The organism is Thermodiscus maritimus (assembly GCF_055382595.1).
Map to the genome: position 1 here is coordinate 1349420 of NZ_AP042434.1, position 24384 is coordinate 1373803.

Below are 24384 nucleotides of genomic sequence, written 5' to 3' on the forward strand. Positions count from 1 at the left end.
CATGGAGACCCTTAGGGCTGCTACTCAATCTCTAATACTCCTCCTTCATACTCCGCCTTCTCGAGGACGCGGGCCCTCCTTACTAGCTTAACAGCCGCCTCCACGGCTCTCCTAGCGTACTCCTCAGCCCTCTCGAGAGCCTGCATCCTGCTGGCACCGGGACCTATTACTCCAAGCGTGACGGGCTTCCCATACTCGATACCCAGGTCTAGGAGCTTTCGCGCCGCCTGGTGGGCTACCACCTCATCGTGCTCCGTCTCCCCTTCTATCACAGCGCCTAGAGCTACAACTGCATCGACGTAGTCGAGCCCAATAACCTGCTTGACCCCGTAGGGTAAGTCATAGGTTCCAGGCACCTTGAAGACCACGGTAACCATGGCTCCAAGGAACTTGGCGTGGCTGAGAGCCTTCTCTAGCATGAGGTGCGTGACGTCATAGTTGAACTCCGAAACTACAAGGGCCAGCCTCTCGCCACTCAATACCCTTCCACCAACGCTAAAACCCGGCGCACTAGAATATAATTTAATGATACTAGTGGGCGGGCGGTGACGTGGCATAGCAGGGCTGAGCGGGCATTATTAACCTGGATGAGGTAGCCGCGCGGGGCCGAGCCCGTCTACATCTCCAAACATTTATGTATGCCGGAATACTGCTAGAGGTGGGGTGTCCACGATGGAGTCAGATGGCATAACCCTGCAAGTGAGGGAAGCATACCACAGGGATGTAGGTAGGAAGATAGCGAGGATAGACCGGGAGACTATGAAGAAGCTCGGCGTGGAAACGGGTGACTATGTGAGGATCAGCGGCAAGGGACGAGAACGTAGTAGCATCGGTATGGCCCCTCCGCCCAGAGGATGAGGGCAAGGGTATCATAAGGATCGACGGCTACCTGAGGCAGGCGCTGGGAGTGGGCGTAGGCGACACTGTAACGGTCTACAAGGCTGAGAAGGTGCAGCCGGCCCAGAGAGTAGTGCTGGCGCCTCTCGAGCCCTTAAGGTTCGGCCCGGACTTCGAAGCCTACGTTAAAGAGTTCCTAATGAGGAAGCCCATAGCGCGTGGAGAAATAATAGTAATACCCCTATGGGAAGGCATTCCAATGGCTGTAGTCTCCACGCAGCCGGCCCAGATAGTATACGTGACCGAGAAGACCGAGCTAAGGATAAGGGAGAAGCCTGCAAAGGAGGAGGAGATCAGCCGCGGTCGCGGAGTACCCCGGGTCACCTGGGAGGATATAGGAGACCTCGAGGAGGCTAAGGAGAGGATCAGGGAGATAGTAGAGCTCCCCATGAAGTACCCGGAGATCTTCAAGCACCTCGGCATCGAGCCGCCGAAAGGCATACTCCTCTACGGTCCACCGGGTACTGGCAAGACCCTGCTGGCTAAGGCGCTGGCTAACGAGATAGGAGCATACTTCATAACCATCAATGGCCCGGAGATTATGAGTAAGTTTTATGGCGAGAGCGAGCAGAGGCTTAGGGAGATCTTCAAGGAGGCCGAGGAGAACGCTCCAAGCATAATATTCATAGACGAGATAGACGCAATCGCGCCAAAGAGGGAGGAAGTAACCGGCGAGGTAGAGAAGAGGGTAGTAGCACAGCTCCTAACATTAATGGATGGGCTGAAGGAGAGGGGCAGGGTCATAGTTATAGGTGCAACCAACAGGCCCGACGCCATAGACCCGGCCCTTAGGAGGCCTGGGAGATTCGACAGGGAGATCGAGATAAGGCCCCCGGACAAGAGAGCTAGGATCGAGATACTCAAAGTACACACTAGGCACATGCCGCTAGCAGAGGACGTGGATCTGGAGAAGATCGCCGAGATGACCCACGGCTACACGGGGGCAGACCTTGCAGCGCTGGCTAAGGAGGCGGCGATGGCCGCGCTTAGAAGGTTTGTGAAGTCAGGGAAGATAGACCTGAGCAAGGACACTATACCCACAAGTGTGCTAAAAGAGCTCAAGGTTACAATGGCGGACTTCATGGAGGCAATGAAGCTCGTAAGGCCCACACTGATCAGGGAGGTCTTCGTTGAAGTCCCCGATGTGAAGTGGGAAGACATAGGCGGGCTTGAGAACGTGAAGCAGGAGCTGAGAGAGGCTGTCGAGTGGCCCCTCAAGTACCCGAAGATATTCGAGGAGATGGGTATCAAGCCGCCTAAGGGAATCCTCCTCTTCGGCCCGCCAGGCACCGGTAAGACTCTGCTAGCTAAGGCGGCGGCGAACGAGAGCGGGGCAAACTTCATCGCCGTGAGAGGACCCGAGGTGCTGAGCAAGTGGGTTGGAGAGAGCGAGAAGGCTATAAGGAAGATCTTCGAGAGGGCAAGGCAGGTGGCGCCTACAATAGTATTCTTCGACGAGATCGACTCGATAGCCCCAGCGAGAGGCTTCCGCTCCGACACGAGCGGTGTAACGGATAGGATAGTGAACCAGCTACTAACCGAGCTGGACGGAATTGTGCCGCTGCAGAACGTAGTGGTGATAGCTGCTACTAACAGGCCAGACATACTGGACCCTGCACTCTTGAGGCCTGGGAGGTTCGACCGCCTCATCTACGTGCCTCCACCAGACAAGGAGGCTAGGAAGGAGATCTTCAAGGTCCACACTAGGAAGGTGCCGCTAGCAGACGATGTCGACCTAGACAAGCTAGCCGAGCTGACAGAGGGCTACACTGGAGCAGACATTGAGGCTGTTGTGAGAGAGGCTGTAATGGTAAAGCTGAGGGAGAAGCTGGAGCCCGGCAAGGTGGAGATGCGCCACTTCATGGAGGCGCTAAAGAAGGTCCCGCCGAGCCTATCACCGGAGGACGTGAAGAGATACGAGAGGATGGCGAGAGAGCTAAAGAAGCTAAGCCTCGGCTAAACCCCTCCCCTCTAGGGGATTCCTCAATTTTACCCCTTCCAATACACGATCTTTTCCCTCCAGGAGGAGAATAATGGCGTACGAGAGAGAGGTAAAGATGAGAGTAGACTGTAGCAGGCTCGAGCGGGTCAAGGAGATCCTACTGCGGCATGGAGCCGTAGTGAAGGCTTCCCGGAAAGAGATCGATATATACTACCAGCACCCCTGCAGGGACCTTGCTGCAACGGATGAAGCTTTTAGGCTGCGTGTAGTAGATGGGAGGGGGGAGTCCCTCACCTATAAGGGGCCGAGGGCAAGCTCCAGAGGCGGCGTGAAGGAGAGGAAGGAGATCATAGTGGAGCTTGCAGGTGGTCCTGCCGGAGAGTTGCTGGAGGAGCTGGGATTCAAGCCGGCCGTAACCGTTGAGAAGGAGCGCGAGTACCTAGAGTATAGGGGGCACACCTTCACCCTCGACAGGGTAAGGGGGCTTGGATGCTTTATTGAGATAGAGGGGGATGAGCCTGACCGTCTAGCCCGGTGGCTTGAATCGGAGGGTGTTATGGGGGAGCCTGTCGAGAAGACTTATGCTGAAATGGTATTGGATTCCCTTGGGAGGGTTAACCCTTAGTTACACCTATAGGCCTCAGCCTTGCGACTAGGAGGCCTATGCCGACCTCGTGGGCTACCCTCGCAACCCTGTCCACGTCCTTGTAGGCTTCCGGCATCTCCTCTACAACCGTGGCCCTGTTGCTCGCCCTGATATATATTCCTCTAGACTGTAGCTCCGCGATCACCGCGTGGTAGTCCTTGCTCCTCTTTGCAGCTCTCCTACTCATCCACCTCCCAGCTCCGTGGGGAGCGGTGTACCAGGACTTCGCGCCTGTAGGCGCACCTATTAGGACGTAGCTCGCTGTACCCATGCTGCCGGGGATCAGTACGGGCTGCCCCACGTCTCGGTAGTCCTTGGGTATATCGGGGTGTCCCGGCGGGAATGCTCTGGTGGCTCCCTTCCTGTGGACAACCAGCTTCCTCCTCTTACCGTCGACATCGTGCTCCTCGATCTTAGCGATATTGTGGGCTACGTCGTATACGATCTCGAGCCCCAGCTTATCTGGGTCCGTGTGGAAGACCTGCCTGAACGACTCTCTCGTCCAGTGCGTTATAAGCTGCCTATTGGTCCATGCGAAGTTCGCGGCGGCAGCCATAGCCCTCACATAGTCCTGTGCCTCGGGGGAGTTGAAGGGTATGCTCGCCAGCTCCCTGTCCGGGGGTATTGTGCCGTACTTCCTCATCGCCCTCTCCATTATAATGAGGTAGTCGCTTGCAACCTGGTGGCCTAGACCCCTGCTACCAGTGTGTATCATTACGGTTACCTGGCCCTCGAAGAGGCCGAGTGCCTTGGCGAACTTCTCATTGAATATCTTATCGACAACCTGTACCTCTAGGAAGTGGTTTCCGCTGCCGAGGGTCCCAAGCTGGTTAGCCCCCCTCTTCTTTGCAGTATTACTCACCTTGCTCGCGTCGGCAAGGCTCCAGCTACCCCTCTCCTCAATATGCTCTGGGTCCTCGCTCCACCCATAGCCCTTCTCGATAGCCCACTGAACGCCCATGTTTAGAACCTTATCCAGCTCCTGGAAGCTCAGCTTTACCTTACCAGTACTCCCCAGACCGCTGGGTACATTGTGGTATAGTGTGTCCACCAGCTCCCTGATCCTGGGCCTAACATCTCCCTCCGTGAGGTTGGTGCGGAGGAGCCTCACACCACAGTTGATATCATAGCCTACACCGCCGGGGCTGATAACCCCGTTCTCCTCGGGATCCATAGCGGCTACTCCGCCTATGGGGAACCCGTAGCCCTGGTGGCCATCGGGCATGACGATGGAGTACTTCTGGATCCCGTGTAGGCATGCGACGTTGGATGCCTGTACGAGTGTCCTGTCACTCCTCATCTTTTCGAGCAGGAAGTCGTCAGCGTATATTATGGAGGGGACCCTCATGCACGACTTAGCCCCCTTGGGGATCATCCATACAAACTTGTCTATCCTCCTCAACTCTATCTCATGGCTCATGCCGGTCATCCCCCATTTATTCGAGCAGAGCACGGCTTAAATAATGGACGCACGGTTTAACTCGCAATTTAGAAGGGTTAAAGCCTTCACTAGACAATGCAAGCTGATGGTGAGGTGCTTGGGCAATCAGCCTGGCCTTATCGAGGCGCTGGCCAGGGTCGCCAGGGAATACGGTAGCGCGGAGAGGCTCGCATCAGTAATAGAGCACACTATGCTCTCGCCCAACAAGGGCGTAAGGGAGGCGATGAGGATAGTCGATGAATCTAGCAGTTACGGCTTCGCCTGCGCGGTGCTCACCCCCTATCACGTCACGAAGGTGGCTGGATATGCCCGTGACAAGGGCGTCGAGCTATGCGCTGTGATAGGCTTCCCGGGCGGCTTCCAGCCGGTTAGTGCGAAGAGAGCCGAGATCATGCATGTGGCAAGTCTTGTCTCGGGCGTTGATATAGTGGCGAACATCCAGGCGCTCGTAGACGGCGACCCGGGCGTGGCGGAGGAGCTCGGGGAGCTGGTTGACTATGCTAGGGAGGGTGGAGTTGGCCACGTGAAGATTATAGTAGAGGCTCCGCTCCTCGACGACGAAGCCCTAGCAAGGGCTGTGGAGGCGGTGGCGAAGGCGGGGGCAGATTATGTTAAGACCAGCACCGGGGTATACTCTAAGGGAGGCGATCCCGTCACAGTGCTTAGAACATTCCAGCATGCAGAGGGATATGGGTTGAAGGTGAAGGCTGCAGGTGGTATAAGGACCGCGCTCGACGCGTTGCTGGCCCTCGCCGCCGGAGCGGCGAGGCTGGGGACGAGCAGCGGGCCCCGAGTGGTTGAGACCCTTGAGAGGTTGACAGGGTAGTGAGGATAGCTGTAATAACGAGCAGGACCGCGGAGCCCGTAATCAGGGAGGTAGTATCTAGGAGTAAGGCTGTAGCAGAGGGTACTGTTAGGGTAGAGGTAGTACCCCTTCCAGTCCCCGCTATTGGAATACTGAACGCAGATATCGTAGCGAGGATCGCGCTCCGCCTATCCGAGAGGCTCCAGGGGTACGACGTCATACTAGTCCCGGGAACTGTGGAGGGCGACGTCTCCAGCCTCTCAAGCCTGACAGGCTCGAGAGTCTATAAGGCATCGAGGGATCCCGGCCTCCTCCCTCGCATCATAGACTACATAGCAGGCGGGGGGACCCTTGATACGGTAAAGCCTGCTGAGGATCTCCTCTCCCTGGATGAGCCGGGCTTAGAGCCGGGTGAGGTAGCCTACGAGGTTGAAGGTTTGAAGGTCCCCGTGAGGGGGCCACCATTACTGATAATGGCGGAGGTAGCCCCTGGTATTAGCGGCCCGGATACTGAGGCCGCTGCTAAGAGGATGGAGAGGGAGGGGGCACACCTTCTAGTAGTTGGCGCTACCTGGGATATGGAGGGCTATAGGAGACGAGTCTCCAGTATAGTTGACTCCTCCAGTATACCCGTGTTGGCAGAGGCTCCTAGCCCCACCATGGCTAGGGTTGCAGTAGAGTCTGGAGCCGTGGGTGTATCGGTATCCGCAGTGGGCGTGGAGGAGTACATTGGGATCCTGCCCAAGGATCGCCTCGTGGTGGTTGGTGAGAGGGACCTCTCACTGCTGGAGAGGGCGGTCAGGGTCCTCCAGAAGGCTGGATACGAGAAGATTGCTGCGGATCCCGTTGTAGGCCTCCCCCTAATAGACTACTCGAGCACTCCAGAACGGTATAGGAGGGCGGTGGATCTAGGGATCCCCCTGGTATTCTCAGCCGCTAACGCCGCCTCAGCCCTCGACGCAGACACGCACGGCGTCTACGCGCTCTTAGCCAGCATGGCGGTGGAGCTGTCGGCGAGCTTCTTCCTCGTAGTAGAGGATACGTATAAGACGATCCACTCTGTAGCCGAGGCTAGAGAAGCCCTCCGCCTAGCCTATAGAGCCTGGTCTAGGAGGATACAGCCCCACGGCCTCGGCTCGAGGCTCCTCGTAGTGAAGCAGCTGGAGCCCCCGCCTAAGCCCACTATGCCGGCGGAAGACTATAGGATGGTGGAGGAGTGGGTTGAACCGGTGATGGAGGAGGGGTACTTTAGGATCGAGGTGGATCACAGGCGGGGCCTGATACTAGTAGAGTATAGCAGGGGTGGGATCAGGAGGCGCTATGCTGGGAGGAGGGCTAGGAGCCTAGCCAGGGTGATCTCGAGGGAGCTAGAAATATCACGGGAGCATGCAGCCTACCTTGGAGAGGAGCTGGCCAAGGCGGAGCTAGCCCTGCGTACGGGTAGAACGTACATCCAGGATGAGGAAGTGTTGAGGATGGTGTGGGAGGATTGAGGAGGGCTCTAGCGAGCGCGCCTGGAAAGGTGATACTCTTCGGGGAGCACTTTGTAGTTAAAGGGTCTAGGAGCCTAGCAGTATCAATATCTCTAAGGGTTAGGACTATAGTGGAGGAGTCTGGGGGTAAGATCAGCTTCATCAGCCCGCTCGCCGGTGTAGAGTCTTGGATAGACCCGGCGACCCTCAAGTACGGTGATCAGCGCCTGGCCCCCCTAGCCCGCCTGCTCGAGTATCTACGGGACGTCTTGGGTTATAGGATAGAGGCTCACAGGGTGAGGGTTGAGAGCAGCCTACCCGTTGGAGCAGGCCTGGGCTCAAGCGCTAGCCTCGCCGCCTCCTACGCTCTAGCCTACACTGCCTTCCAGGGTAGCCCGCTCTCCAGGGAGGAGTTGTTGAAGGCCAGCTTTGAGGCTGAGAAGGTGGCCCACGGCAACCCTAGCGGGGTCGATAATACTATAGCTGTGTACGGCGGGGGCCTCGTTTATAGGAGGGGGGAGGGTTTCAAGAGAGTCAATATAAGGCTGCCGCCGGGCTATAAGCTCCTCGTACTCGACACTGGGATACCCAGGAATACTAGGAGCGTCGTAGAGCACGTGTTGAATGTCGCCGGAATGACCTGGGAGGCTGCGGAGCACGTCTATAAGGCGGCGGATAAAATAGTTGACTTGGCCCTCCAGGCCCTAGAGGAGGGTAATGCTCTACTCCTAGGGACCCTCATGAACCTTAACCACGGCCTCCTAAACGCTGTTGGAGCGTCGAGCATGGAGCTTGAGAGGGTCGTGTTCACGTTGAGGAGGAGCGGGGCTGTTGGGGCTAAGCTCACCGGGGCTGGTTGGGGTGGTAGCGTCATCGCCCTTGTGGGGGAGGAGCTTGTTGATAGGGTTAGGGAGAATCTCTCCAGCCTCGTGAAGAGCATACACGACGTTGATATTGGGGTTGAGGGGGCTAGGCTAGAAGAGTAGCGAAAAATTTATAAAGGCTACAAACCATAGTAAAGGAGGATAAAAGCGTTGCGCCCTGGTAATACCGGGGCTAACGCGTTATAGTATACCTATGTGGGGTGCTAGATTTGAGTGGCCCTGGTGTAGGGGAGGAGACTCCTAGGAAGAGCAAGTGTCCTCCGGACAAGATAGCCTACGACCCTGCCCGTGGGATCAAGATCTGCATGGAGACGGGCGAGGTAATAGAAGAGGATATGATCGGCGACGAGGCCGAGTGGAGAGCTTATACCCCGGAGGAGAGGGCCCGGAGGACCAGGGTTGGAAGCCCTATCCAGTTCTCCAAGCCCAATATGGGTGTGGACGTCTACATCTCCGCTTCGAGAGGCTCTAGGGTGAGGGGTCTCTCGAAGCGCCTCGACTACCTTAGGATGAGGGGGCTCAGGGGGAAGGCTGCGCTAACCAGCCTCGAGAAGAACATAAACCAGGCCCTCCGCTACATCGAGGATATATCCGCCCGCCTAGAGCTGCCCAGGCAGATCAAGGAGGAGGCCGCGAGACTATACCGTGAAGCGGCGAGCAAGGGCCTCGCGCGCGGGAGGAGCATTGAAAGCATGGTTGCCGCCGCCCTCTACGCTGCATGCAGGAAGCACAGGTACCCGTGCACGCTAGACGATATCGCCAAGAACCTTAGCATGAGGGAGATTGACGCGAAGAGGGAGGTGGCGAGGAACTACCGTCTACTAGTGAGGCAGCTCGACATAAAGATCCCAGTCATCGACGCGGAGAGGTTCGTTTACAGGATAGCGTCAGCCCTAGGCCTACCAGACCCCGTAGTGGCGGAGGCTATTAGGATAGTTAAGATGGCGAGGAGCAGGGGGCTAACCGCTGGAAAAGACCCCTCCGGCCTCGCGGCGGCCGCAGTATACCTGGCGGCCCTCAAGCATGGTATAAGGAAGACCCAGAAGGAGGTAGCCCAGGTAGCTGGAGTTACGGAGGTAACGGTTAGGAACCGTTACAAGGAGATAGATAAAATGTTTGGAGGAATAACCTCCTAGGCTAGTTCAACCCCACTATCTTCTCTAGGGTACCGGTTACGAAGCCGAGTCCCAGTTTCTCCAATGTCTCCTTTTTGGGAACTCCCCTCTTATCCCATCCCCTCAGCTCGTAGTAGTAGTCTAGTAGCTGGTTGAACTTGTCCAAGTCGAGCTTAGCACCGGCGAGGGGTCCCTTGGACAGTGGCTGCTTAAACCACTTCGCAGGCGGCATGTCCAGATCCCTGCTCCAACCGTTAAGCTCTCTTATCCAGAAGGCTCTTATCAGGGCGTAGATCCTGTCGGCTACAGCGTACAGCTTGTCCCAGTCATAGGAGACGCCGGTTGCAGCGGTGAGTATCTTCGGGTAGTAGTCTAGGCTCAAGCCCACCTCGACCCACGGGAGCCTGCAGGCGACGAAGCTCTCGAATAGCCCGCCCCTAATCCTCTGCAGCTCTATGACTTTCGCAGCCTTCTCCCTCGTGTAGGCGAACCTGTCGGTGGCGACCTCCCAGCTGATTACCCATGCATCCTTGTGGTGCGCCCCTATGGGGCTTGTAGCGTAAGCTAGAGCCATGCCGGGGGCTGCGTGGCAGTCGTAGGCGCTCACCTCTAGCCCCTTCACGTGTATGGCGAAGTCGCATCCTCCCTTAGCAGTGCAGGCTCCCTTGACGCCCTCTGCTAGTAGGCTTCCCAGCTCCCCCCTCCTGTAAGCTATGTCAGTCATTAGATTCTTGTATGCCTCGTAGTCTCCCCACTCCAGTTTGACACCGTCTAAGAGGCCCTTCTGGCTTGCCTCGGTCGCCCAACCCATAACGCTTCCAACACTTATAGTGTCGAGTCCCAGCTTGTCGGCGAGCCTATTCAGCACTCCCACCTTACCAAGATCGTCTATGCCTAGATTGGAGCCTAGCATGGCGACGTTCTCATAGTCTAGCTCGCTGGGAGCCCCCTCAGCGTCCCTTATCACGTTTCCACATGTCATGTTGCAGAATGGGCAGCCCCTCTGATCTATCTTCATCTTCTCCATCCTGTACCCGTCTATACCCTTGAAGCCGTCGAAGACTCCCTCTGTGAAGTTGTAGGTTGGAAGCACGCTCGCCTCCTGAGCCCAGTCAATAGTCATCATTGTTCCCTGGCGCATCCAGAAGTCGTAGGCCTTAGCCTTCTTCACGTCAATGTAGGCCTTAGCCCCCTCGCTCCTCACCCTCTTCGGGTCGTGGAGGGGCACCTCCTTCGAACCCTTGATCACGACTGCCTTCAACTTCTTAGAGCCCATAACAGCACCCATACCAGGCCTGCCGCCGCTGCGGCCCTCCTGGCTTATCACAGTGGCGAACTTCACAAGGTTCTCCCCGGCAGGACCGATCTCAACAATACCAGCGTTCCTGCCATACTTCTCCCTAAGCTTTCTCTCGGTCTCCCAGGTGTCGAGGCCCCATAGGTCGTCGGCGTCCTCGAATGAGACCTTATCATCCTCCACCACGACGACCGTGGGCTTCTCAGCCGCCCCGGAGAATACGAGGGCGTCCCATCCAGCCCTCCTCATGTGGACGCTAGCCCACGACCCAACATTCCCATCACCATACCCTCCGGTTAGGGGGCTCTTAGCGGCGACAACCATCTTCCCACTACTAGGGAGTGGCAGCCCTGTTAGGGGGCCGACAGCCATGATCAATAGGTTGCGGGGGCTGAGGGGGTCTACGCCGGGCTCTAGGTGCTCCCAGAGTATCCTCGCGGCAAGACCCCTCCCGCCGAGGTAGTCTATTGCCCACTCTCCGGGATACTCTACTGGCTTAGCCTCCCTGCGAGACAAGTCGATCCAGAGTAGCCTACCCCACCATCCCTTAGGCATTGTATAAACCCCTCCTACAAAACCCAGTAGCCGGTCCGATACTAGACTTGTAGTTGGAGGGGGATAATAATGACGGTATAATCCCAGGGCTATACTAGGGATAGATCCTAACTCCCAGCTTCTCATAACTGTTATCATAGATCTCCTCAACGTGGAATACGAGTGCAGGGTACCACGGGTGGCTCCTCTCCCCCTCCGGAGCCACGTGTATTATGTCGTGGAGGAGGTTAGCGTACTCGTACAAGGGTCCCTCCTCGACAATGTCAACCCGGGTCCTGAGCTCGAATGCGCCCCGATCCGGGGGGATCAGTATCGAGATAGTCGCTCTCCCATTATCCACAATGTTACGGTATGTGTGCCCCCGGGACATGAGGTGGGAGACGAGGGTCAGGGGGTCGCTTCTCTCCGGATTATACACGTAGTCGAGGAGGAACCTGGCAGCCTCAACCATAGCCCTCCACCCACCACCATACAGGCCCTCGACAATCCCCTTCATTCTCTCAATAGCCTCTCCCAGATACTCCTCCCTTACAAGGAATGAGACCATGAACGGGGCAGCATTAACTCCAGCAGGCCCACAGGTGGCGACAGTGGGGGCGAGGAGCACAGCGTTCTTAAAGATAAGATCTCTAATCTCATCCATACTCCTAGCAATTAATAGAGCCTCAACAACCCTCCTCCTCTCCATGAAATACAACTCAACATACTCCCTAGGCGCAGCCATCAACGAACACACCTCAAGCAAATAAGCCAATATAATCAACATAAAAACAACAAGGGCGGACATTCAAACCACTCTAAGGACGGTGCAGGCTTTAACTCTGACTACAGAAAGCTCAAAGCGACTACCATAACTATATTTTAATTTTATATGATTATTTTAAGCTCATCGAATAGGTATGAACATGTTATGCCGTCAACTTTGATACTGCTTGTTTTCAAGCACCTTTTACCAATAGTTTTGAGTTTGTATCCTGTGTGGTAGGATGGGCATGGACTTCGAAACTATCCATGGAGGCTGATCGGCTAAAAGCATGCAAATATAACCTAGACAAGCCACTCCAGCCCTAAAGTCGCGCAGGCCGTTTAGTGCATGTTACTCGGTGATGGTTTGTTGCTGAGGGTATATGTTAATGTAGATATTGATTGGTTCCGGGTTTGTGTTTTGGGGGTTGAGGGTTGCGGGTGGTTGTAAGGTATTTTGGGTACTTATCGGATTATGCGGGTGGTCGTGAGAGGGGTGTTGAGGTTGGTAAGGGTGCCAGGGTTAGGGATGTGATCGTACTCCCCCCTGACCTGAGTATTGAGGATGTTGTTGTGTTGAAGAATGGGAGGCCTGCTTCCCCCGATGACTTGTTGGAGGATGGGGATGTTGTGAGCGTTCTCCCCCATATTAGTGGGGGCTAGCATTTGGGTGCTGCTGGATCCTCTACTACCATGTTTCTGTATCCTAGTTTTTCCATGGCTTCCCTGTGGTGGACTCTGCTGTCTCTTCTTATTGGTATTGGGAGTCCCTGGAGGCTTCTAGGGCTGTGTATTCCTGTGACTATTACTTTGTCCAGGTATAGGGTAGGGTGTAGGGTGTTGCAGGGTATCGCCACTATTAACGGGTAGCTCCCGGTTTGCCTTGCGTAGCATACTCCATGCGTGCATTCTTCAACATACAGCCTTGATAGTATCGTGCCCTTTGGGGCTATCATTGACAGCATTCTAGCCTCGAACTCTCTCCTAACCCACCATGTGAAGGAGCGGGCGTGCTTCTCCAGCCTCCCCCTCACGCCGTGCTTCATCCTGTAGGCTCTTGTTGGTGGTAATGGGAGGAGCCTCCTCACATTCACTCTCCTCACAAGGAGGCGTCTTGAGAGTATCTCCTCGAGGAAGCTCCTGTTGAGCCTATATGTTTCACTCGTCTCGCCGGGGAGTCCTAGTATGAAGTTTAGGCCTGGGAGGAGGTGTGGTAGCCCCGATGGCCCCCTTTCCCTGCCTAGCCTGTTCACCAGCGTTATTGCGTAGAGGGCCTCTTCGGGCGTGGTGTTTAGATTATTGATCCTAGCCACCCTCGGGTCCGCTGTCTCAACCCCCATAGCCGCGACGTCTCCGTCCGTGTGGTATTTAATGATGGTTTTGAGCGCCTCTTCGCTCTCTGATGGATGCCTAGCGATGGTGCCCGGGTTCACGTTATCAATATGGAGGACTTCGAGGCCTGGAGCCACCGATCTTATCCCGTGGAGTAGCCTCTCGAGGGCTTGGGGGTTCGGCTTGGGCCACTCCTCGCGGGAGAGGCCACTTGATCCGTAGACTAGTATGTCTGCTTGCCTCCCGAGGCGGAATGCCCTCACACCGTTATTGTAGAGTGCCTCAACCTCGGCAATTATCCCTTGAGGGTCCCTCTGCAGGGGCCTCCCCCTTAATGGCTCAACGCAGAAGCTACAGCCTCCGCTAACCCACCTCGCACAGCCCCGATACGTCTCGATCTCCGCTATAAGCCCGTGGCCGAGCCGGGGGTGTTTTCTAACTATGCGGGCTCCGAGCCTAGCCACCTTATCGTAGAGCCTGTAGTCCCTTCGAAGCCTCACCGGTGAGGCCTTCTCCACCCCATACCTTGCCAGGTCTGTGAAGTACTCCTCCACATCACCCCTAATCAGCACGTCGAACCCCGCCCTCTCGAATGCGCTGGGCGGGTAGGCGGGCTTTCCACCTTCAAGCCCCATCCCCCACCTAGCAGCGGGGCCGGCGAGGATCTTGAGGGGACCCTCTATGAGGCCAGCCCACTTCACAAGCTCCTCGGGCCTTGCAGGGTCCCCTCCAATATACTTTCCCGGAACAACCACACCCGCAATGAACACTAGGATATCGTACTGGCTCGCCCGCCTCAACCAGTATGATTCGCTCGCACGGAACTGGTCAACTGTGACGTAGTCCACCCTCGTAGTCTTGTCTGCTAGCCAGAAGCTTCCTGCTATAAGGCGGGGGTAAACATCTATGTAGGGAGGGACCCCTAGCCCTCCAGGCTCGTCATTGTAACCATCTACTATTAGGACTCTCACCTTTAGCACATCCCCGATAGAAGGATTAACCCTTCCAATCGACCGCTTTATACCCCTCTCCGGCCTCTATAGAGGTGCTTGATTAATATCCTCTGAGAGGGATTACTTGTCTAGTGGATTGGGTGGGCCCGGGAGGCTCCCAGCGTATGGGGGCTGCTGTGACCGGGCCTCTCCCGGCCTTTATGGTCCACGGTGAGAATCCCTATCCCTTAATGGAAGGCAGTGTATGGTTTGAGGAGTCTAGTCGAGTATAGGCTTTTGATCTGTGATTGTGGTTCTGTTCATTTGAGGATTATCTATAAGGGGTTTCCACGTTATTGGAAAAAGCCCTTCTCCCGTTGCTCTTTTTTGGGAAGTTATGGGTTGGGTTATGCCTCCTTGGCGAGGCAGATGTCTATGCTGCTGACCCTCCTGGTCCTCTGCTGGCCGGTGTTGGGGTCGGTTACGGTGATCTCGTGGCTGCCGATCTCGACGCTCTCGATCTTCACGTTCTTGGCGAACCTGTTCCTCACTATCTCGACTGCGTCAACGGCCTTGTTGATGTTGCGGCCCCTGGCCTTGACGACTACCCTGTCCACGCCCTGCTCCATGAGGGTCGTGAGTATTGCGAGCACGTAGTTCATTACGGGCTTCCTACCGATCCTGACCTCGGGTGCTCCCTCACATGCCATATCTGTTCACCTCTCTGCGCTTGCCCTAGCCTATGCTTTTTGGGCTGTTATGAAGGTGGATGAGTGCCTCATATAAAAATGTATCCCCCGCCGATGCATTGCCTTGTCATAGGTGTCTCCCTATGCAGGTGGTGTTGGTCGAGCATATGGAGGAGTATCCAACCAGGTGGCTGGTGGCAGAATACGTTGAAGCCTGGAGGGAGGCGGAGAGGGCGGGGCTGGAGTTCATGGTGACTGGTGTGAGGGACCCTCGCCTACAATCACTACTATCCAGGATGGGGGTCCCTTGGAGCTGGGAGCACAGCTGGCAGGTATATGACAGGCCCGGGACCATAGTGTTAGACCTCTGGGCTGACCGCGACCTCGACCCGTTAGAGGCGGAGGTTGCCGAGGCGTTCGTCATCGGAGGCATCATGGGTGATTACCCCCCGCGGATGAGGGGAGTCCTCCTTACGTCAATGTTCGACTGGTCTAGTAGGAGGAGGCTGGGAGAGAGGCAGATGAGCATCCACACAGCGGCTTGGGCCGTAGCCCAGGTAATCCACGGTGCCCGGGTCGAGGATCTCCCACTCTGTGAAAACGCTGTAATACGTATGGGAGGAGGCTTATTCGAGGCCGAGATCAGGCTGCCATTCTCCTACCCCTGCGGAGCCGATGGCAAGCCGAGGGTCCCAGAGAGCATAGCTAGGATCTTGGAGAGGGGAGTCGTGTGGGATGAGGAGGTCACGCTAGCCTAGGAGCTGGGATCTCCTACTCCTCCTCTATCCCTTGTGGCTTCTCGCTCGGCGCTGTAATGCTTGCCGCCTCGTTTTCAAGGTCGAGCTTAACCTGCTCTCCAAGGTAGGGGGCTATCAGTATGATCTTGTTCTCCTGGTATTCCTCCTCGCTGATCATCTCGCTGTCATAGCTTATCAGTATTATTGGTATGCTCGTCAAAGCCTTGTCTCCCACCTTCGAGATCCCCGCTCCAATATCTCTAAGCATATCGTATAGCTCCGGTGGCATGGGGAGCTTGATCTCGATCTCCCTGTAGTCCCTCGCTACTACGAAGTCGCTTGACTCTGGCTTCCATTCGTCGAGGGCTCTCCTTGCCTCCTCCTTAGCGATCTGGTAGAGGTCGCCTTCCACCACGTCGGACTCTACGATCTTCCCGTACTCCGCTCTTATGACTGTTACCTTCACTGCAGGCACCCTTTCGATGCATCCATGGTAGAGGCGGGTATGTTTGATCGAGGTAATAACCCTTGACGGCCTCCACCATGAGCGGTGCTCCGAGGGTGCAGAGGGGTAGGGGGCCGAAAGCCTGGCCTGTTAGGGGGGAGACGTACTGGTGCCCAACGCTGAACTTGCCGATTGTGGGGAGAGAGTGCCCCGACGGGAGCCGGGGGTATATGCTTAACGTTACAGAGCCCGGTGATGTAAGGCCTGGCTTCGATCATGATGAGAAGAGGCTCCTTGAAGGTTATAGGTATGAGGTGGGCTCAACCGCCGGCTTCGAGGATCTCCGCGGCTACAGTGTGGTCCTGTTGAACAAGGTTCCATTCATGGACCTCATGTACGAGGTTATAGTCGACGGTAGGGTTATAGGCAGGCTCTACTGGGACCCCCTCGTAAGCCACTGGAGGTTCAGGTTCTCCCAGCCGGGACTGGCTAGAGTATGGGATAAGGAGCCACTCCACACGATCACAGTTGAGGGCGGCCCCAAGGCTCTCAAGAAGAGGTGGACCCACCCGAACACCCTAGGACTCCCGCCAGGGACCCAGGTGGCCTTCAAGAATAAGGAGGGGGAGCCTCTAGGAGTAGGCTATGTCCACCCGGATGGTGAGAGGATAAAGGTCCACACGATATTCTGGAAGAGCCTGGAGCCCTATGCCTCGAAAAGGAGGAGTACGTGGAGTGATACTGTTAAGGCGAACGAGTACTACCTCTACTACCACAGCTCGCGGGCAGTCAAATTCATCCACGTCATGGCGGAGAAGGTTGGGAAGCCAGTAATAGTATCCTATAGCGGGGGGAAGGATAGCCTAGCCGCCCTAAACCTAACCCTAGAGGCTGGGATAAAGCCATACGTGCTCTTCAACGACACGGGCATAGAGCTACCCGAGACGAGGGAGTCGGTCAGGAGGATAGTTGAGGAGAAGGGGCTCGAGCTCCTGGTAGCTGATGCAGGAGACGCCTTCTGGAGGGCTGTTGAGAGGGTCGGGCCGCCCGGGAAGGATTACAGGTGGTGCTGCAAGGTAACAAAGCTAGCCCCCCTCTCGAGGCTGCTCCAGGAGAGGTTCCCGGATGGGGCTCTCAACATTGTGGGCCAGCGGGCCTATGAGAGCCTCGACAGGGCTAGGAGCCCGAGGGTGTGGAGGAACAGGTGGCTCCCCCAGATACTCGACATATCCCCCATACAGGAGTGGACCCAGCTCCTTGTATGGCTCTACATATGGGACCGGGGGCTCCCCTACAACCCTCTATACGAGAAGGGATTCGACCGGATAGGCTGCTTCATGTGCCCCGCTGCATTCATGGCAGAATACAAGCACGTTGAGGAGACCCACCCCGACCTGTGGAGGAAGTGGGAGAACGTGCTGTGGAGGTGGGCTAAAAGGCTGGGCCTCGAGGGCGAGGAGGCTGAGGCCTGGGTTAAGAAGGGGCTGTGGAGGTGGCTCACGCCAGCAGTGCAGAAGAAGAGGCTCGCCAACAGGGTTAGGGTCGCGGTTAAGGAGTGGAGGAAGATCTATGAGAGGTGGCTCTACCCCTCCCTCAAAGAGTTCCACTACGGTGAGGGGGCTGAGGCCAGGTTTGAAGGCTCCTTCCCGCTAGAGAGCCTCATAGACCAGTATACTGTTCTCGGCGTATTCCAGCCACGTGGAGAGGATGGAAGGCTCCTCCTAGAGGGACCCTCCAATACCAGGGTTGTATTCACAGGTGACTCGGTGAGGGTTGAGGGGGCTAGAGGGGTTCTTGCAAGGGAGCTCGCCATCGACGCAGTAAAGCTAGCCTTCCGCTGGGCTAATTGCGCAGGATGCCGGGCTTGCGAGTCTAGCTGTCCAACCGGGGCGATCAGGGTTGTTGTTGAAGGAGGAGCCTATAGGCCAAAGGTGGATGCTGGGAAGTGTATACACTGTAAGCTCTGCCTAGACAACTGCCCCCTCGCAGACGTCACGGTTGAGAGGATCTACTCCGCACTAGCACTCGATGAACCCACGGCTTGGAGGAGGAGTGGTAGGAGGAGTAAAGAGAGCGTGATCCAAAGGTATCTTAAGCTGAAAGGCTACAGGGTTGAGGAGAACGGTGCAAGGATAGTTGACGAGGACTCCCTGACAATGCCATCGGGCCTCCTACCCGATGAAGCCCAAGGTTAAAAATCCACTCCTCCAACAAGGCACTAGATAGGCGATGGTTGGAGAGCCACTGAAGGGTGTCTAGGGAGTGACTGCAATAGTAGACGCGACAGTATTCTTATCGGTAGGGATACTTGGTGGAATCCTCGGCTCGATCCTGGGTATAGGTGGAGGGGTGCTGATGACCCCCTTCCTCCTGCTCGCCGGCTACGATATACTAGTCGCGGTCCCAGCCAGCCTACTGGCTATTGTAGGGACGAGCATGGGCGGCCTATACGTTTATGATGAGAAGAACCTAATCCGCTACGACCTAGCAGTATATGCTGAAGGATTCACGATCCCTGGGACCATAACTGGCGTGATGATAGCTTCGGCCGGCTTCAAGCAGGTTATGAAGCTGACGCTCGCAGTAATACTCGCCCTGATAAGTATAGAGATGATGCGCACTTATCTAGGAGACAGTTCAAGCGGGAGTAAGGCTGAGCAGGCAAGGAAAGCACGGCCCCTCCTCGGCTATACATCGATGTACTTCGCGGGCCTGATATCGGTGCTGGCCGGTATAGGAGGGGGAGTGTTGAAGGTTCCTATACTCACGAAGCTCTTGGGTATGGATGTGAAGGAGGCTGTAGCGACAAGCAAGCTTATGGTTGGCATAACGGGCGCTGCTGGAGCCCTAGGATACTTTATCGGGGGCTACCTTAACTCGTGCCTAGCCCTATCCCTACTAGCAGGCTCAATAACGGGTGGACTGATAGGTAGCAAGACGGGTGCGAGGCTATCTGGGAGGACGATAGCCTTCCTCTTCTCAATATTCCTCCTAGCGATGTCAGTGCTGGTAGTGGTAAGGGGGTAGAGTTATGGGTAGGTATACGAGGAGGCTCTCACAGGCGATAACAAGGTACATCCCAATCATAGCCCTCCTCTCCTCAATATACGGTACAGCCTATATCTGCGACTCCATCGCCTTACTCGTGGTAGCCCTACCATACACGCTGTTAGCCCTAGCAGTCTTTGGGGAGGGTAGGCCTAGAAGGGTCAAACTGGCACTGATACTACTGTACGTCGAGGTGTCACTACTCATATTGGTAAAGTACGGGCTAGTCAACAGGGGGTAAACCCGATAATCTTCTCCGGCACATACCTTTTAGGCTTAAAGAGATCTACCCATGCATACCTCAGCGGCTTGTCGAAATCCACCCGGACATTCACCCTATGAAGTCCTGTGATGCCGCCCGGCTGGTAGCCGCACTTGATGCGGGGACTCTCATTGGCGCCTACGATTACCCCGTCATGATCCAATACCACTCCGAGATAACGGGATACCCTACCAGGCCCCTCAACCAGTATACCATCCTCTGCAACACATGACCTTAACAGAACAGCTCCTCCCCGGCCCTCCTCATGGGCGACGATGTTTGTTAGGAGCCACCCGTGCATTCCATACACTAGGTACCTGCCGGGTGGACCGAAGAGCCTCCTGCGTATACGGCCTCCCTTATACTTGCTCGCTCTACTCCCGGGGTCGCAGTCGCCGAAGTACGCCTCGGCCTCAACAACTATGCATCTGCCACGGGGCGATTCAACTATGCTGCCGATGAGGTCTAGGGCTACTCCATCGGGTCTCCTAGCATAGAATATCGGGGGGTAATCTTCTCCAATACACTCTCTCTCCTTAAGGCGGGGAGTTGGAGCGGCATTCATCCCTCTATTACCCCTGGAGCAGGTGGTTGTGGGGTGCTGGTTATTATGGTGGTCTAGCCGCAGAGAACTCATCATGGGCATCTTCAGCTAGGTGTTGGCTCTTCATCCCACCCATGACTCGATCGATGGGTATCGGATACTTATGTGTATATAGGTTATTGAAGATAATTTATTGCAGTATGTACATGTATGGACTCAACAACAAATAAAATCTTTGAATTCTTAATATGGAACATGGAAGCAGATTGGTGAATGGGTTAGAGGATTAGGAGGTGTTAGGAATAATGGCAAAACAAGTCGGATTAGATAAGGCAGAATTGGAGCGGTCCCTAAGGCACCTGCTCCACTGCTTTAAGGCTGCGAACCCAGAGGTAAGCTCTAAGATAGTACTATTGCTGATGGAGAATGAGAAAGGACTAACAGTCAGCGACATAAAGGACGAGCTCGGAGTAAGCTACGCGATGGCCCTACGCATCGTGAGCGAGCTAGAATCCCTGGGAGTAGTAGAGACTGACAGGGTCAAGGTGGTAAAGGGTAGGGGTAGGGCTAGGAAGCTGGCCAGGGTCTCTAAGGATGGCATAACAAAGCTTGCTAAGGAGTGCATCGAATACCTGGAGCCACTCACAAATCTACAGTAGACGCCAACGCGCTCCAATGTATTGCGAACGCCACCCTATCCAGCATATCAGGTATCCCGGATACTCTTCTTTAACCGCTCCTAGCTATTGTCTAGAGCTATAGCTATCTCCCTAAGCTTCTCGACGGGATCCCCCGCCTTAACTATGGCGCTCGCCACCAGAACGCCTCCCGCCCCCAGCTCTATGGCTCGGGACGCGTCCTCTCCACTAGTTATCCCAGCCCCCGCCAGCACGGGTATCGAGGGGTCGATCCTGTGGACTGCGTGGACGCCCGCTGTTATTACTTCCGGCTTCGCCTTGCTCACGGGTATGCCGGTGCCTATCAGCTCCGGTGGCTCTACAGCGATCATTGTGGGTTTGAGGTAGGCTAGGCCAGCCGCCTCTCCAGGAGTGTCGGCGCATGCCACTACTTCTTTCCCTGCAGCCTTCACGTCTTCTACCACCGTTGCTATGCTCCTGTACGGTAGTTTATGCTCGCTGTGGTTTACCAGGGTCCCCTTGACTGGTAGGTGGTTTATCGCTTTAGCGGGGAGGAAGCCTGTGTGGGCCCCCATGGGTACCGGGTCGACGTGTTGGAGGTATATGTCGTCGTAGATTTCTATGATCTTGTATGTGAGGGGTGCGGGGACCGCGAGAATGATCCTCGTGTTTGAGAGATCCGGCTCCAGCTTCTTGGCTGCCTCAGCTATTCTGGTGGCGTTTTCTGTGAACGCTTGCTCGTATGCCTTGTAGTTCACTATGAGGATCCTCTCTCCCAAACCAATCCACCAGTAGAATAGATGGGGAGTGGTTGTGTGGATAAAATACTGGTGGGTGTGTTCCTCGTGGAGGTCTAGGATTGTCTAGTCGTGTACTTCCCCGCTGAGCTCCTCGCTGTGCTTTATGACGGGCTTGTAGCCCATCTCGTAGGGCTTGAATCTGTCGTGGAGCCTCTTCAACACCTGTGGTAGAGTGGTGTACTCCATCTCCTCCGGGCCCAGCCTGTGGGGCATGAAGGGCCCGTGCCTCCTCATGTAGTCGGTTATGATCTGCGCGAGCCTTCTTGTCTCGTCGAATGCGGGGTCGTCGAATAGGTCTGCTGGTCCGACTAGCTCGCCGTTGTGGATTTGGAATCCTAGGCCTACTACCCTGGGAGGTCCGTCGAACCTGGTCATCTTGGCATCCTTTAGCCCGACCGGCATTAGTGGGCCGTGGTGGCTGCCCCTCATCCACCCCGCTACGAGGTGGGGGAAGCTGAAGGCCTCGAGAACCTCGCCGACCGCGGGGAACCCGCTCTGGGCTCTCACTACGGCTACTGGGTCGTCTTTTCCAACATACTTTCCGGCTATGAGGTTGAGCCTCTCACTGCTCACTACAGCTGCTATCTCGTTGTCATTCTTCCTGTAGACCCTCTTGATAACATACCTGCTGGGGGTCCCTATGAGGGCTAGTATATCGTAGAGTTCCTCGGGGGCTTTGAGTTGCACCACCTTGCCCTCGAACACGTCTAGTATCTCGAATATGAAGCCGTCGTGCATCCTCGGGTCGATCACTAGCCCTGCAGTGTTGAAGGGGTCGGCGAAGATCTTGTATAGGGGTAGGTTGAAGGCGCCGGGCTCAGTCTTGTCTGCCATGAAAACTATTACTGGCTCCGAGGGCCTCTCGACGAACTCCATCTCAGCGACTCCTGGGCCTAGACCCCTGACGTTGCCGCTGAATGCGTCGCTTAACAGGTCCTGGCCTGCTGCGTAGAGGCCTAGTTCCTTGGCAACCTTTGTCGCCTCCTTGAAGGCGTTCCAGGCTAGCTCGTGTATCTCGGGATTATCTACTCCCTTATAGTGGGTCATTATGAGCTGGAGATCGTCCCCGACATGGGTTACGTAGAAGCTCTTTATTATGCCCTTCTTCTTCGCCTCTGCGAGAACCCTTGAGGCCGCCAGCATGGTATCGGGGTGCACCTTGTGGTGTCCTGCGAGGCTGCCTATATCGGCCTTGATAACGCTAAGCGTAACTTTCTCTCCGGGCACTCTGGTTCACCATTAATATAAAGTGTTAGGGAGAGTTTAAAGGTTACCGTAATGATACTATGCTCCACCGTAATAGTATTCTCCTTTAGCCTTCTGCATTCTGTCGAGGAAGCTCCCGGGCTTGTTGGCCCGTGGCCTCCCACTAGTCGTGTCTCTCCGGAATGTTACGCCGAGGTCTTTGAGGAATATGTTCATCCCCCGGTAGAGGCTTGTGGGGGCGTGGACGTGGCCCCTATAACCTGGCTCTCCCAGGATTGGTATGAGCTTGTCGCTTATGAAGTCTATTATCAATATGTCGTGCTCCACGACGAAGGCAGCGGCCCCCCTTGTCTCGGTGACCCTCCTTATAGCTCTTGCTACTGCCAGCCTCTCCTCAACGTCAAGGTATGCGCTTGGCTCGTCCAGGAGGTAGATGTCAGCCTCTCTGGCTAGGCTTATCGCAACGGCGAGCTTCTGCATCTCTCCCCCACTAAGCTTTCTAGCCTCGCGGTCCCACAGCTTGTTCAACCTGAGAGACTGCACTAGCTCCAAGTAGAGCCATGAGCCTGGGACTACAGCCTCTGGGTTCGCCTCCCTTAGGAGGTCTCCCACTGTGGCATCCTTGGGGAATAATTCGGGGCTTATGTACTGGGGCTTATAGCTGACCCGGAAGTCTCCTCCAAGAACAACGGCTCCCTCGATGGGCTCTACCTTCCCTGCGAGCGTCATGATGAAGGTGGTCTTACCTATACCGTTTGGGCCAACGATTCCTAGGACCTCTCCGCTCCATATCTCGCCCGGCTCGGCCTCGAGGATGAAGTCTCCCCTCCTCACCTTCAAGCTGGTCCACTCTATATACTTCCACCGTCTCCCGGGCGAGGCGGGCTCCTGGGCTGATGCCTCTGAGAGCTTCCTGAACCTTATCGCCTCCTTCCTCAGCCTTATGTTCTCGGCGGGGAGGTATCCTTCGAGGAAGTTGTTTATCCCCATCCTCGTCCCGTAAGGTGAAGAGACTATCCCATATGCTCCTGGCTCGCCGTACATTATGTGGGTTATCTCGCTCACATAGTCCAGTACTGCGAGGTCGTGCTCTATTATGAGGAAGAATTTCCCGGGCTTTACCTCCTGGTTTATGAGGCCCGCTATCCTCATCCTCTCCTTCACATCCAGGTAGCTACTGGGCTCATCAAAAATATAGACGTCTGCATCCTTGGAGAGCGTGGCTATAATAAGCATCTTCTGGAGCTCTCCTCCGCTGATCTTCCTAACATCCCTATCCCATATCCTGTCAAGGCCCACCTCCCTGGCAAGCTCCCTCACCACTCCCTTCTCATCCGCCCTCTCCAGGAGGCTTCCAACACTTCCCTTAAGGTACCTGGGGACAAGGTCGACGTACTGGATCTTGTGAGCCACCCGGAGCTCTCCATTGGCAAGCTTCTGCAGGTAGGTTTGGAGCTCGCTTCCACGGAACCTCCTTATCACCTCGTCCCAGTCGGGGTCCCTGTTCGGGTCTCCCAGGTTCGGCTTGAGTTCCCCAGCAAGTATGCGTATAGCGGTGGTCTTCCCGGTCCCGTTCTTCCCAATTATACCAACGATCTTCCCATCCTTGGGTATCGGGAGACGGTAGAGCTTGAACCCGTTCACACCATACCTATGAACCGCTTCCTCCTCAAGCTCGCTCGGCAGGTTGACTATGAATATAGCGTGGAAGGGGCATGCTTTAACGCAGAGTCCGCAACCTATACAGACGTCTTCTATGATAACGGGCTTCCCCTTATTCGCTTTATCAGCCTTGATAGCCACACCTCTCCCACTCTTGTTTACTGGGCAAACGTTTATGCACTCGTAGCTGCACTTCCTCGGCTTGCACGTGTCATAGTCTATTACTGCTAGCCTCACTTTTCCCGTCATTGCCTACTCCTCCCGTTAAAGGCGGGATTGTATCTGAGGATT

At 55.7% G+C, this 24384-nt stretch carries 22 protein-coding genes and 1 pseudogene; 12 read left to right on the top strand and 11 right to left on the bottom strand.

What is annotated here, in order from left to right; translation table 11 throughout:
• Positions 1-20: 20 nt before the first annotated feature.
• The gene (ribH, locus tag ACZ47H_RS07585; RefSeq protein WP_464933079.1) at positions 21-479 is read right to left on the bottom strand and encodes a 6,7-dimethyl-8-ribityllumazine synthase; all 459 of its coding nucleotides are present in this window, start codon (positions 477-479) and stop codon (positions 21-23) included.
• A 193-nt stretch (positions 480-672) separates the two neighbouring features.
• Between ribH and ACZ47H_RS07590 the strand changes: the two are divergent.
• Together ACZ47H_RS07590 and cyaB are read left to right on the top strand one after the other, a co-directional pair.
• Positions 673-2857 (top strand): annotated as a pseudogene (locus tag ACZ47H_RS07590) (CDC48 family AAA ATPase).
• 73 nt (positions 2858-2930) lie between these two features.
• Positions 2931-3464: a class IV adenylate cyclase gene (cyaB, locus tag ACZ47H_RS07595; RefSeq protein WP_464933080.1), complete on the top strand. Its 534-nt coding sequence runs from the start codon at positions 2931-2933 to the stop codon at positions 3462-3464.
• Here the strand turns inward: cyaB and ACZ47H_RS07600 are convergent.
• Entirely contained in the window at positions 3454-4905 is a 1452-nt protein-coding gene (locus tag ACZ47H_RS07600) for an RtcB family protein (protein ID WP_464933081.1), read from the bottom strand. The two genes, cyaB and ACZ47H_RS07600, sit on opposite strands and share 11 nt — an antisense overlap.
• Positions 4906-5023: 118 nt before the next feature.
• Between ACZ47H_RS07600 and deoC the strand changes: the two genes are divergently transcribed.
• The 4 genes from deoC to ACZ47H_RS07620 all read left to right on the top strand — a co-directional run bounded on the left by deoC (position 5024) and on the right by ACZ47H_RS07620 (position 9223).
• On the top strand, positions 5024-5752 hold the full coding sequence (gene deoC, locus ACZ47H_RS07605; protein ID WP_464933082.1) for a deoxyribose-phosphate aldolase: 729 nt from the start codon (positions 5024-5026) through the stop codon (positions 5750-5752).
• A complete protein-coding gene (locus ACZ47H_RS07610; protein ID WP_464933083.1) occupies positions 5752-7224 on the top strand; it encodes a dihydropteroate synthase-like protein in 1473 nt (490 codons plus the stop codon). Before deoC ends, ACZ47H_RS07610 begins: the two co-directional genes overlap by 1 nt.
• On the top strand, positions 7221-8189 hold the full coding sequence (mvk, locus tag ACZ47H_RS07615; RefSeq protein WP_464933084.1) for a mevalonate kinase: 969 nt from the start codon (positions 7221-7223) through the stop codon (positions 8187-8189). Before ACZ47H_RS07610 ends, mvk begins: the two co-directional genes overlap by 4 nt.
• Before the next feature lie 107 nt (positions 8190-8296).
• Positions 8297-9223 carry a transcription initiation factor IIB gene (locus ACZ47H_RS07620; RefSeq protein WP_464933085.1) on the top strand — a complete coding sequence of 309 codons (927 nt, stop codon included), beginning with the start codon at positions 8297-8299 and terminating at the stop codon, positions 9221-9223.
• A 1-nt stretch (position 9224) separates the two neighbouring features.
• On the opposite strand, the gene ACZ47H_RS07625 is transcribed toward ACZ47H_RS07620, so the two are convergent.
• The gene (locus tag ACZ47H_RS07625) at positions 9225-11054 is read right to left on the bottom strand and encodes an aldehyde ferredoxin oxidoreductase family protein (protein WP_464933086.1); all 1830 of its coding nucleotides are present in this window, start codon (positions 11052-11054) and stop codon (positions 9225-9227) included.
• A 94-nt stretch (positions 11055-11148) separates the two neighbouring features.
• Positions 11149-11778, bottom strand: a complete 630-nt coding sequence (locus tag ACZ47H_RS07630; protein WP_464933087.1) for a hypothetical protein — start codon at positions 11776-11778, stop codon at positions 11149-11151.
• 461 nt (positions 11779-12239) lie between these two features.
• Between ACZ47H_RS07630 and ACZ47H_RS07635 the strand changes: the two genes are divergently transcribed.
• The gene (locus tag ACZ47H_RS07635) at positions 12240-12461 is read left to right on the top strand and encodes a MoaD/ThiS family protein (RefSeq protein WP_464933977.1); all 222 of its coding nucleotides are present in this window, start codon (positions 12240-12242) and stop codon (positions 12459-12461) included.
• Here ACZ47H_RS07635 and ACZ47H_RS07640 read toward each other — a convergent pair.
• A complete protein-coding gene (locus ACZ47H_RS07640) occupies positions 12458-14101 on the bottom strand; it encodes a radical SAM protein (protein WP_464933088.1) in 1644 nt (547 codons plus the stop codon). The genes ACZ47H_RS07635 and ACZ47H_RS07640 overlap by 4 nt on opposite strands.
• 368 nt (positions 14102-14469) lie before the next feature.
• Complete coding sequence (gene albA / locus ACZ47H_RS07645) at positions 14470-14772, bottom strand: DNA-binding protein Alba (RefSeq protein WP_464933089.1); 303 nt, start codon at positions 14770-14772, stop codon at positions 14470-14472.
• A gap of 122 nt (positions 14773-14894) precedes the next feature.
• Between albA and ACZ47H_RS07650 the strand changes: the two genes are divergently transcribed.
• Complete coding sequence (locus ACZ47H_RS07650) at positions 14895-15509, top strand: hypothetical protein (protein ID WP_464933090.1); 615 nt, start codon at positions 14895-14897, stop codon at positions 15507-15509.
• A gap of 13 nt (positions 15510-15522) precedes the next feature.
• Here ACZ47H_RS07650 and ACZ47H_RS07655 read toward each other — a convergent pair whose 3' ends face one another.
• Positions 15523-15954, bottom strand: a complete 432-nt coding sequence (locus ACZ47H_RS07655; protein ID WP_464933091.1) for a DUF2286 domain-containing protein — start codon at positions 15952-15954, stop codon at positions 15523-15525.
• Between the two features lie 95 nt (positions 15955-16049).
• On the opposite strand from ACZ47H_RS07655, the gene ACZ47H_RS07660 reads away from it, so the two are divergent.
• From ACZ47H_RS07660 to ACZ47H_RS07670, 3 genes are all read left to right on the top strand, one after another.
• Positions 16050-18128: a phosphoadenosine phosphosulfate reductase domain-containing protein gene (locus ACZ47H_RS07660; protein WP_464933092.1), complete on the top strand. Its 2079-nt coding sequence runs from the start codon at positions 16050-16052 to the stop codon at positions 18126-18128.
• A 67-nt stretch (positions 18129-18195) separates the two neighbouring features.
• Positions 18196-18960, top strand: coding sequence for a sulfite exporter TauE/SafE family protein (locus tag ACZ47H_RS07665; protein ID WP_464933093.1), 765 nt, complete (start codon positions 18196-18198; stop codon positions 18958-18960).
• A gap of 4 nt (positions 18961-18964) precedes the next feature.
• A complete protein-coding gene (locus ACZ47H_RS07670; protein WP_464933094.1) occupies positions 18965-19222 on the top strand; it encodes a hypothetical protein in 258 nt (85 codons plus the stop codon).
• On the opposite strand, the gene ACZ47H_RS07675 is transcribed toward ACZ47H_RS07670, so the two are convergent.
• Complete coding sequence (locus ACZ47H_RS07675; RefSeq protein WP_464933095.1) at positions 19209-19808, bottom strand: DNA-3-methyladenine glycosylase; 600 nt, start codon at positions 19806-19808, stop codon at positions 19209-19211. The genes ACZ47H_RS07670 and ACZ47H_RS07675 overlap by 14 nt on opposite strands.
• A 284-nt stretch (positions 19809-20092) precedes the next feature.
• Between ACZ47H_RS07675 and ACZ47H_RS07680 the strand changes: the two genes are divergently transcribed.
• The gene (locus tag ACZ47H_RS07680) at positions 20093-20446 is read left to right on the top strand and encodes a winged helix-turn-helix domain-containing protein (protein WP_464933096.1); all 354 of its coding nucleotides are present in this window, start codon (positions 20093-20095) and stop codon (positions 20444-20446) included.
• 80 nt (positions 20447-20526) lie between these two features.
• On the opposite strand, the gene tpiA is transcribed toward ACZ47H_RS07680, so the two are convergent.
• The 3 genes from tpiA to ACZ47H_RS07695 all read right to left on the bottom strand — a co-directional run bounded on the left by tpiA (position 20527) and on the right by ACZ47H_RS07695 (position 24342).
• Positions 20527-21204, bottom strand: coding sequence for a triose-phosphate isomerase (gene tpiA, locus ACZ47H_RS07685; protein ID WP_464933097.1), 678 nt, complete (start codon positions 21202-21204; stop codon positions 20527-20529).
• 84 nt (positions 21205-21288) lie between these two features.
• Positions 21289-22452, bottom strand: coding sequence for a fructose-1,6-bisphosphate aldolase/phosphatase (gene fbp, locus ACZ47H_RS07690; protein ID WP_464933098.1), 1164 nt, complete (start codon positions 22450-22452; stop codon positions 21289-21291).
• Positions 22453-22509: 57 nt separating this feature from the next.
• Positions 22510-24342, bottom strand: a complete 1833-nt coding sequence (locus tag ACZ47H_RS07695) for a ribosome biogenesis/translation initiation ATPase RLI (RefSeq protein ID WP_464933099.1) — start codon at positions 24340-24342, stop codon at positions 22510-22512.
• Positions 24343-24384 lie beyond the last annotated feature (42 nt).

Bases quoted from the DNA above. Each gene is read 5' to 3' on its own strand.
- cyaB (WP_464933080.1), top strand. From the start codon at position 2,931: ATGGCGTACGAGAGAGAGGTAAAGATGAGAGTAGACTGTAGCAGGCTC.
- ACZ47H_RS07600 (WP_464933081.1), bottom strand. From the start codon at position 4,905: ATGAGCCATGAGATAGAGTTGAGGAGGATAGACAAGTTTGTATGGATG.
- ACZ47H_RS07625 (WP_464933086.1), bottom strand. From the start codon at position 11,054: ATGCCTAAGGGATGGTGGGGTAGGCTACTCTGGATCGACTTGTCTCGC.
- ACZ47H_RS07630 (WP_464933087.1), bottom strand. From the start codon at position 11,778: ATGGCTGCGCCTAGGGAGTATGTTGAGTTGTATTTCATGGAGAGGAGG.
- albA (WP_464933089.1), bottom strand. From the start codon at position 14,772: ATGGCATGTGAGGGAGCACCCGAGGTCAGGATCGGTAGGAAGCCCGTA.
- ACZ47H_RS07650 (WP_464933090.1), top strand. From the start codon at position 14,895: ATGCAGGTGGTGTTGGTCGAGCATATGGAGGAGTATCCAACCAGGTGG.
- ACZ47H_RS07670 (WP_464933094.1), top strand. From the start codon at position 18,965: ATGGGTAGGTATACGAGGAGGCTCTCACAGGCGATAACAAGGTACATC.
- ACZ47H_RS07675 (WP_464933095.1), bottom strand. From the start codon at position 19,808: ATGAATGCCGCTCCAACTCCCCGCCTTAAGGAGAGAGAGTGTATTGGA.
- ACZ47H_RS07680 (WP_464933096.1), top strand. From the start codon at position 20,093: ATGGCAAAACAAGTCGGATTAGATAAGGCAGAATTGGAGCGGTCCCTA.
- ACZ47H_RS07695 (WP_464933099.1), bottom strand. From the start codon at position 24,342: ATGACGGGAAAAGTGAGGCTAGCAGTAATAGACTATGACACGTGCAAG.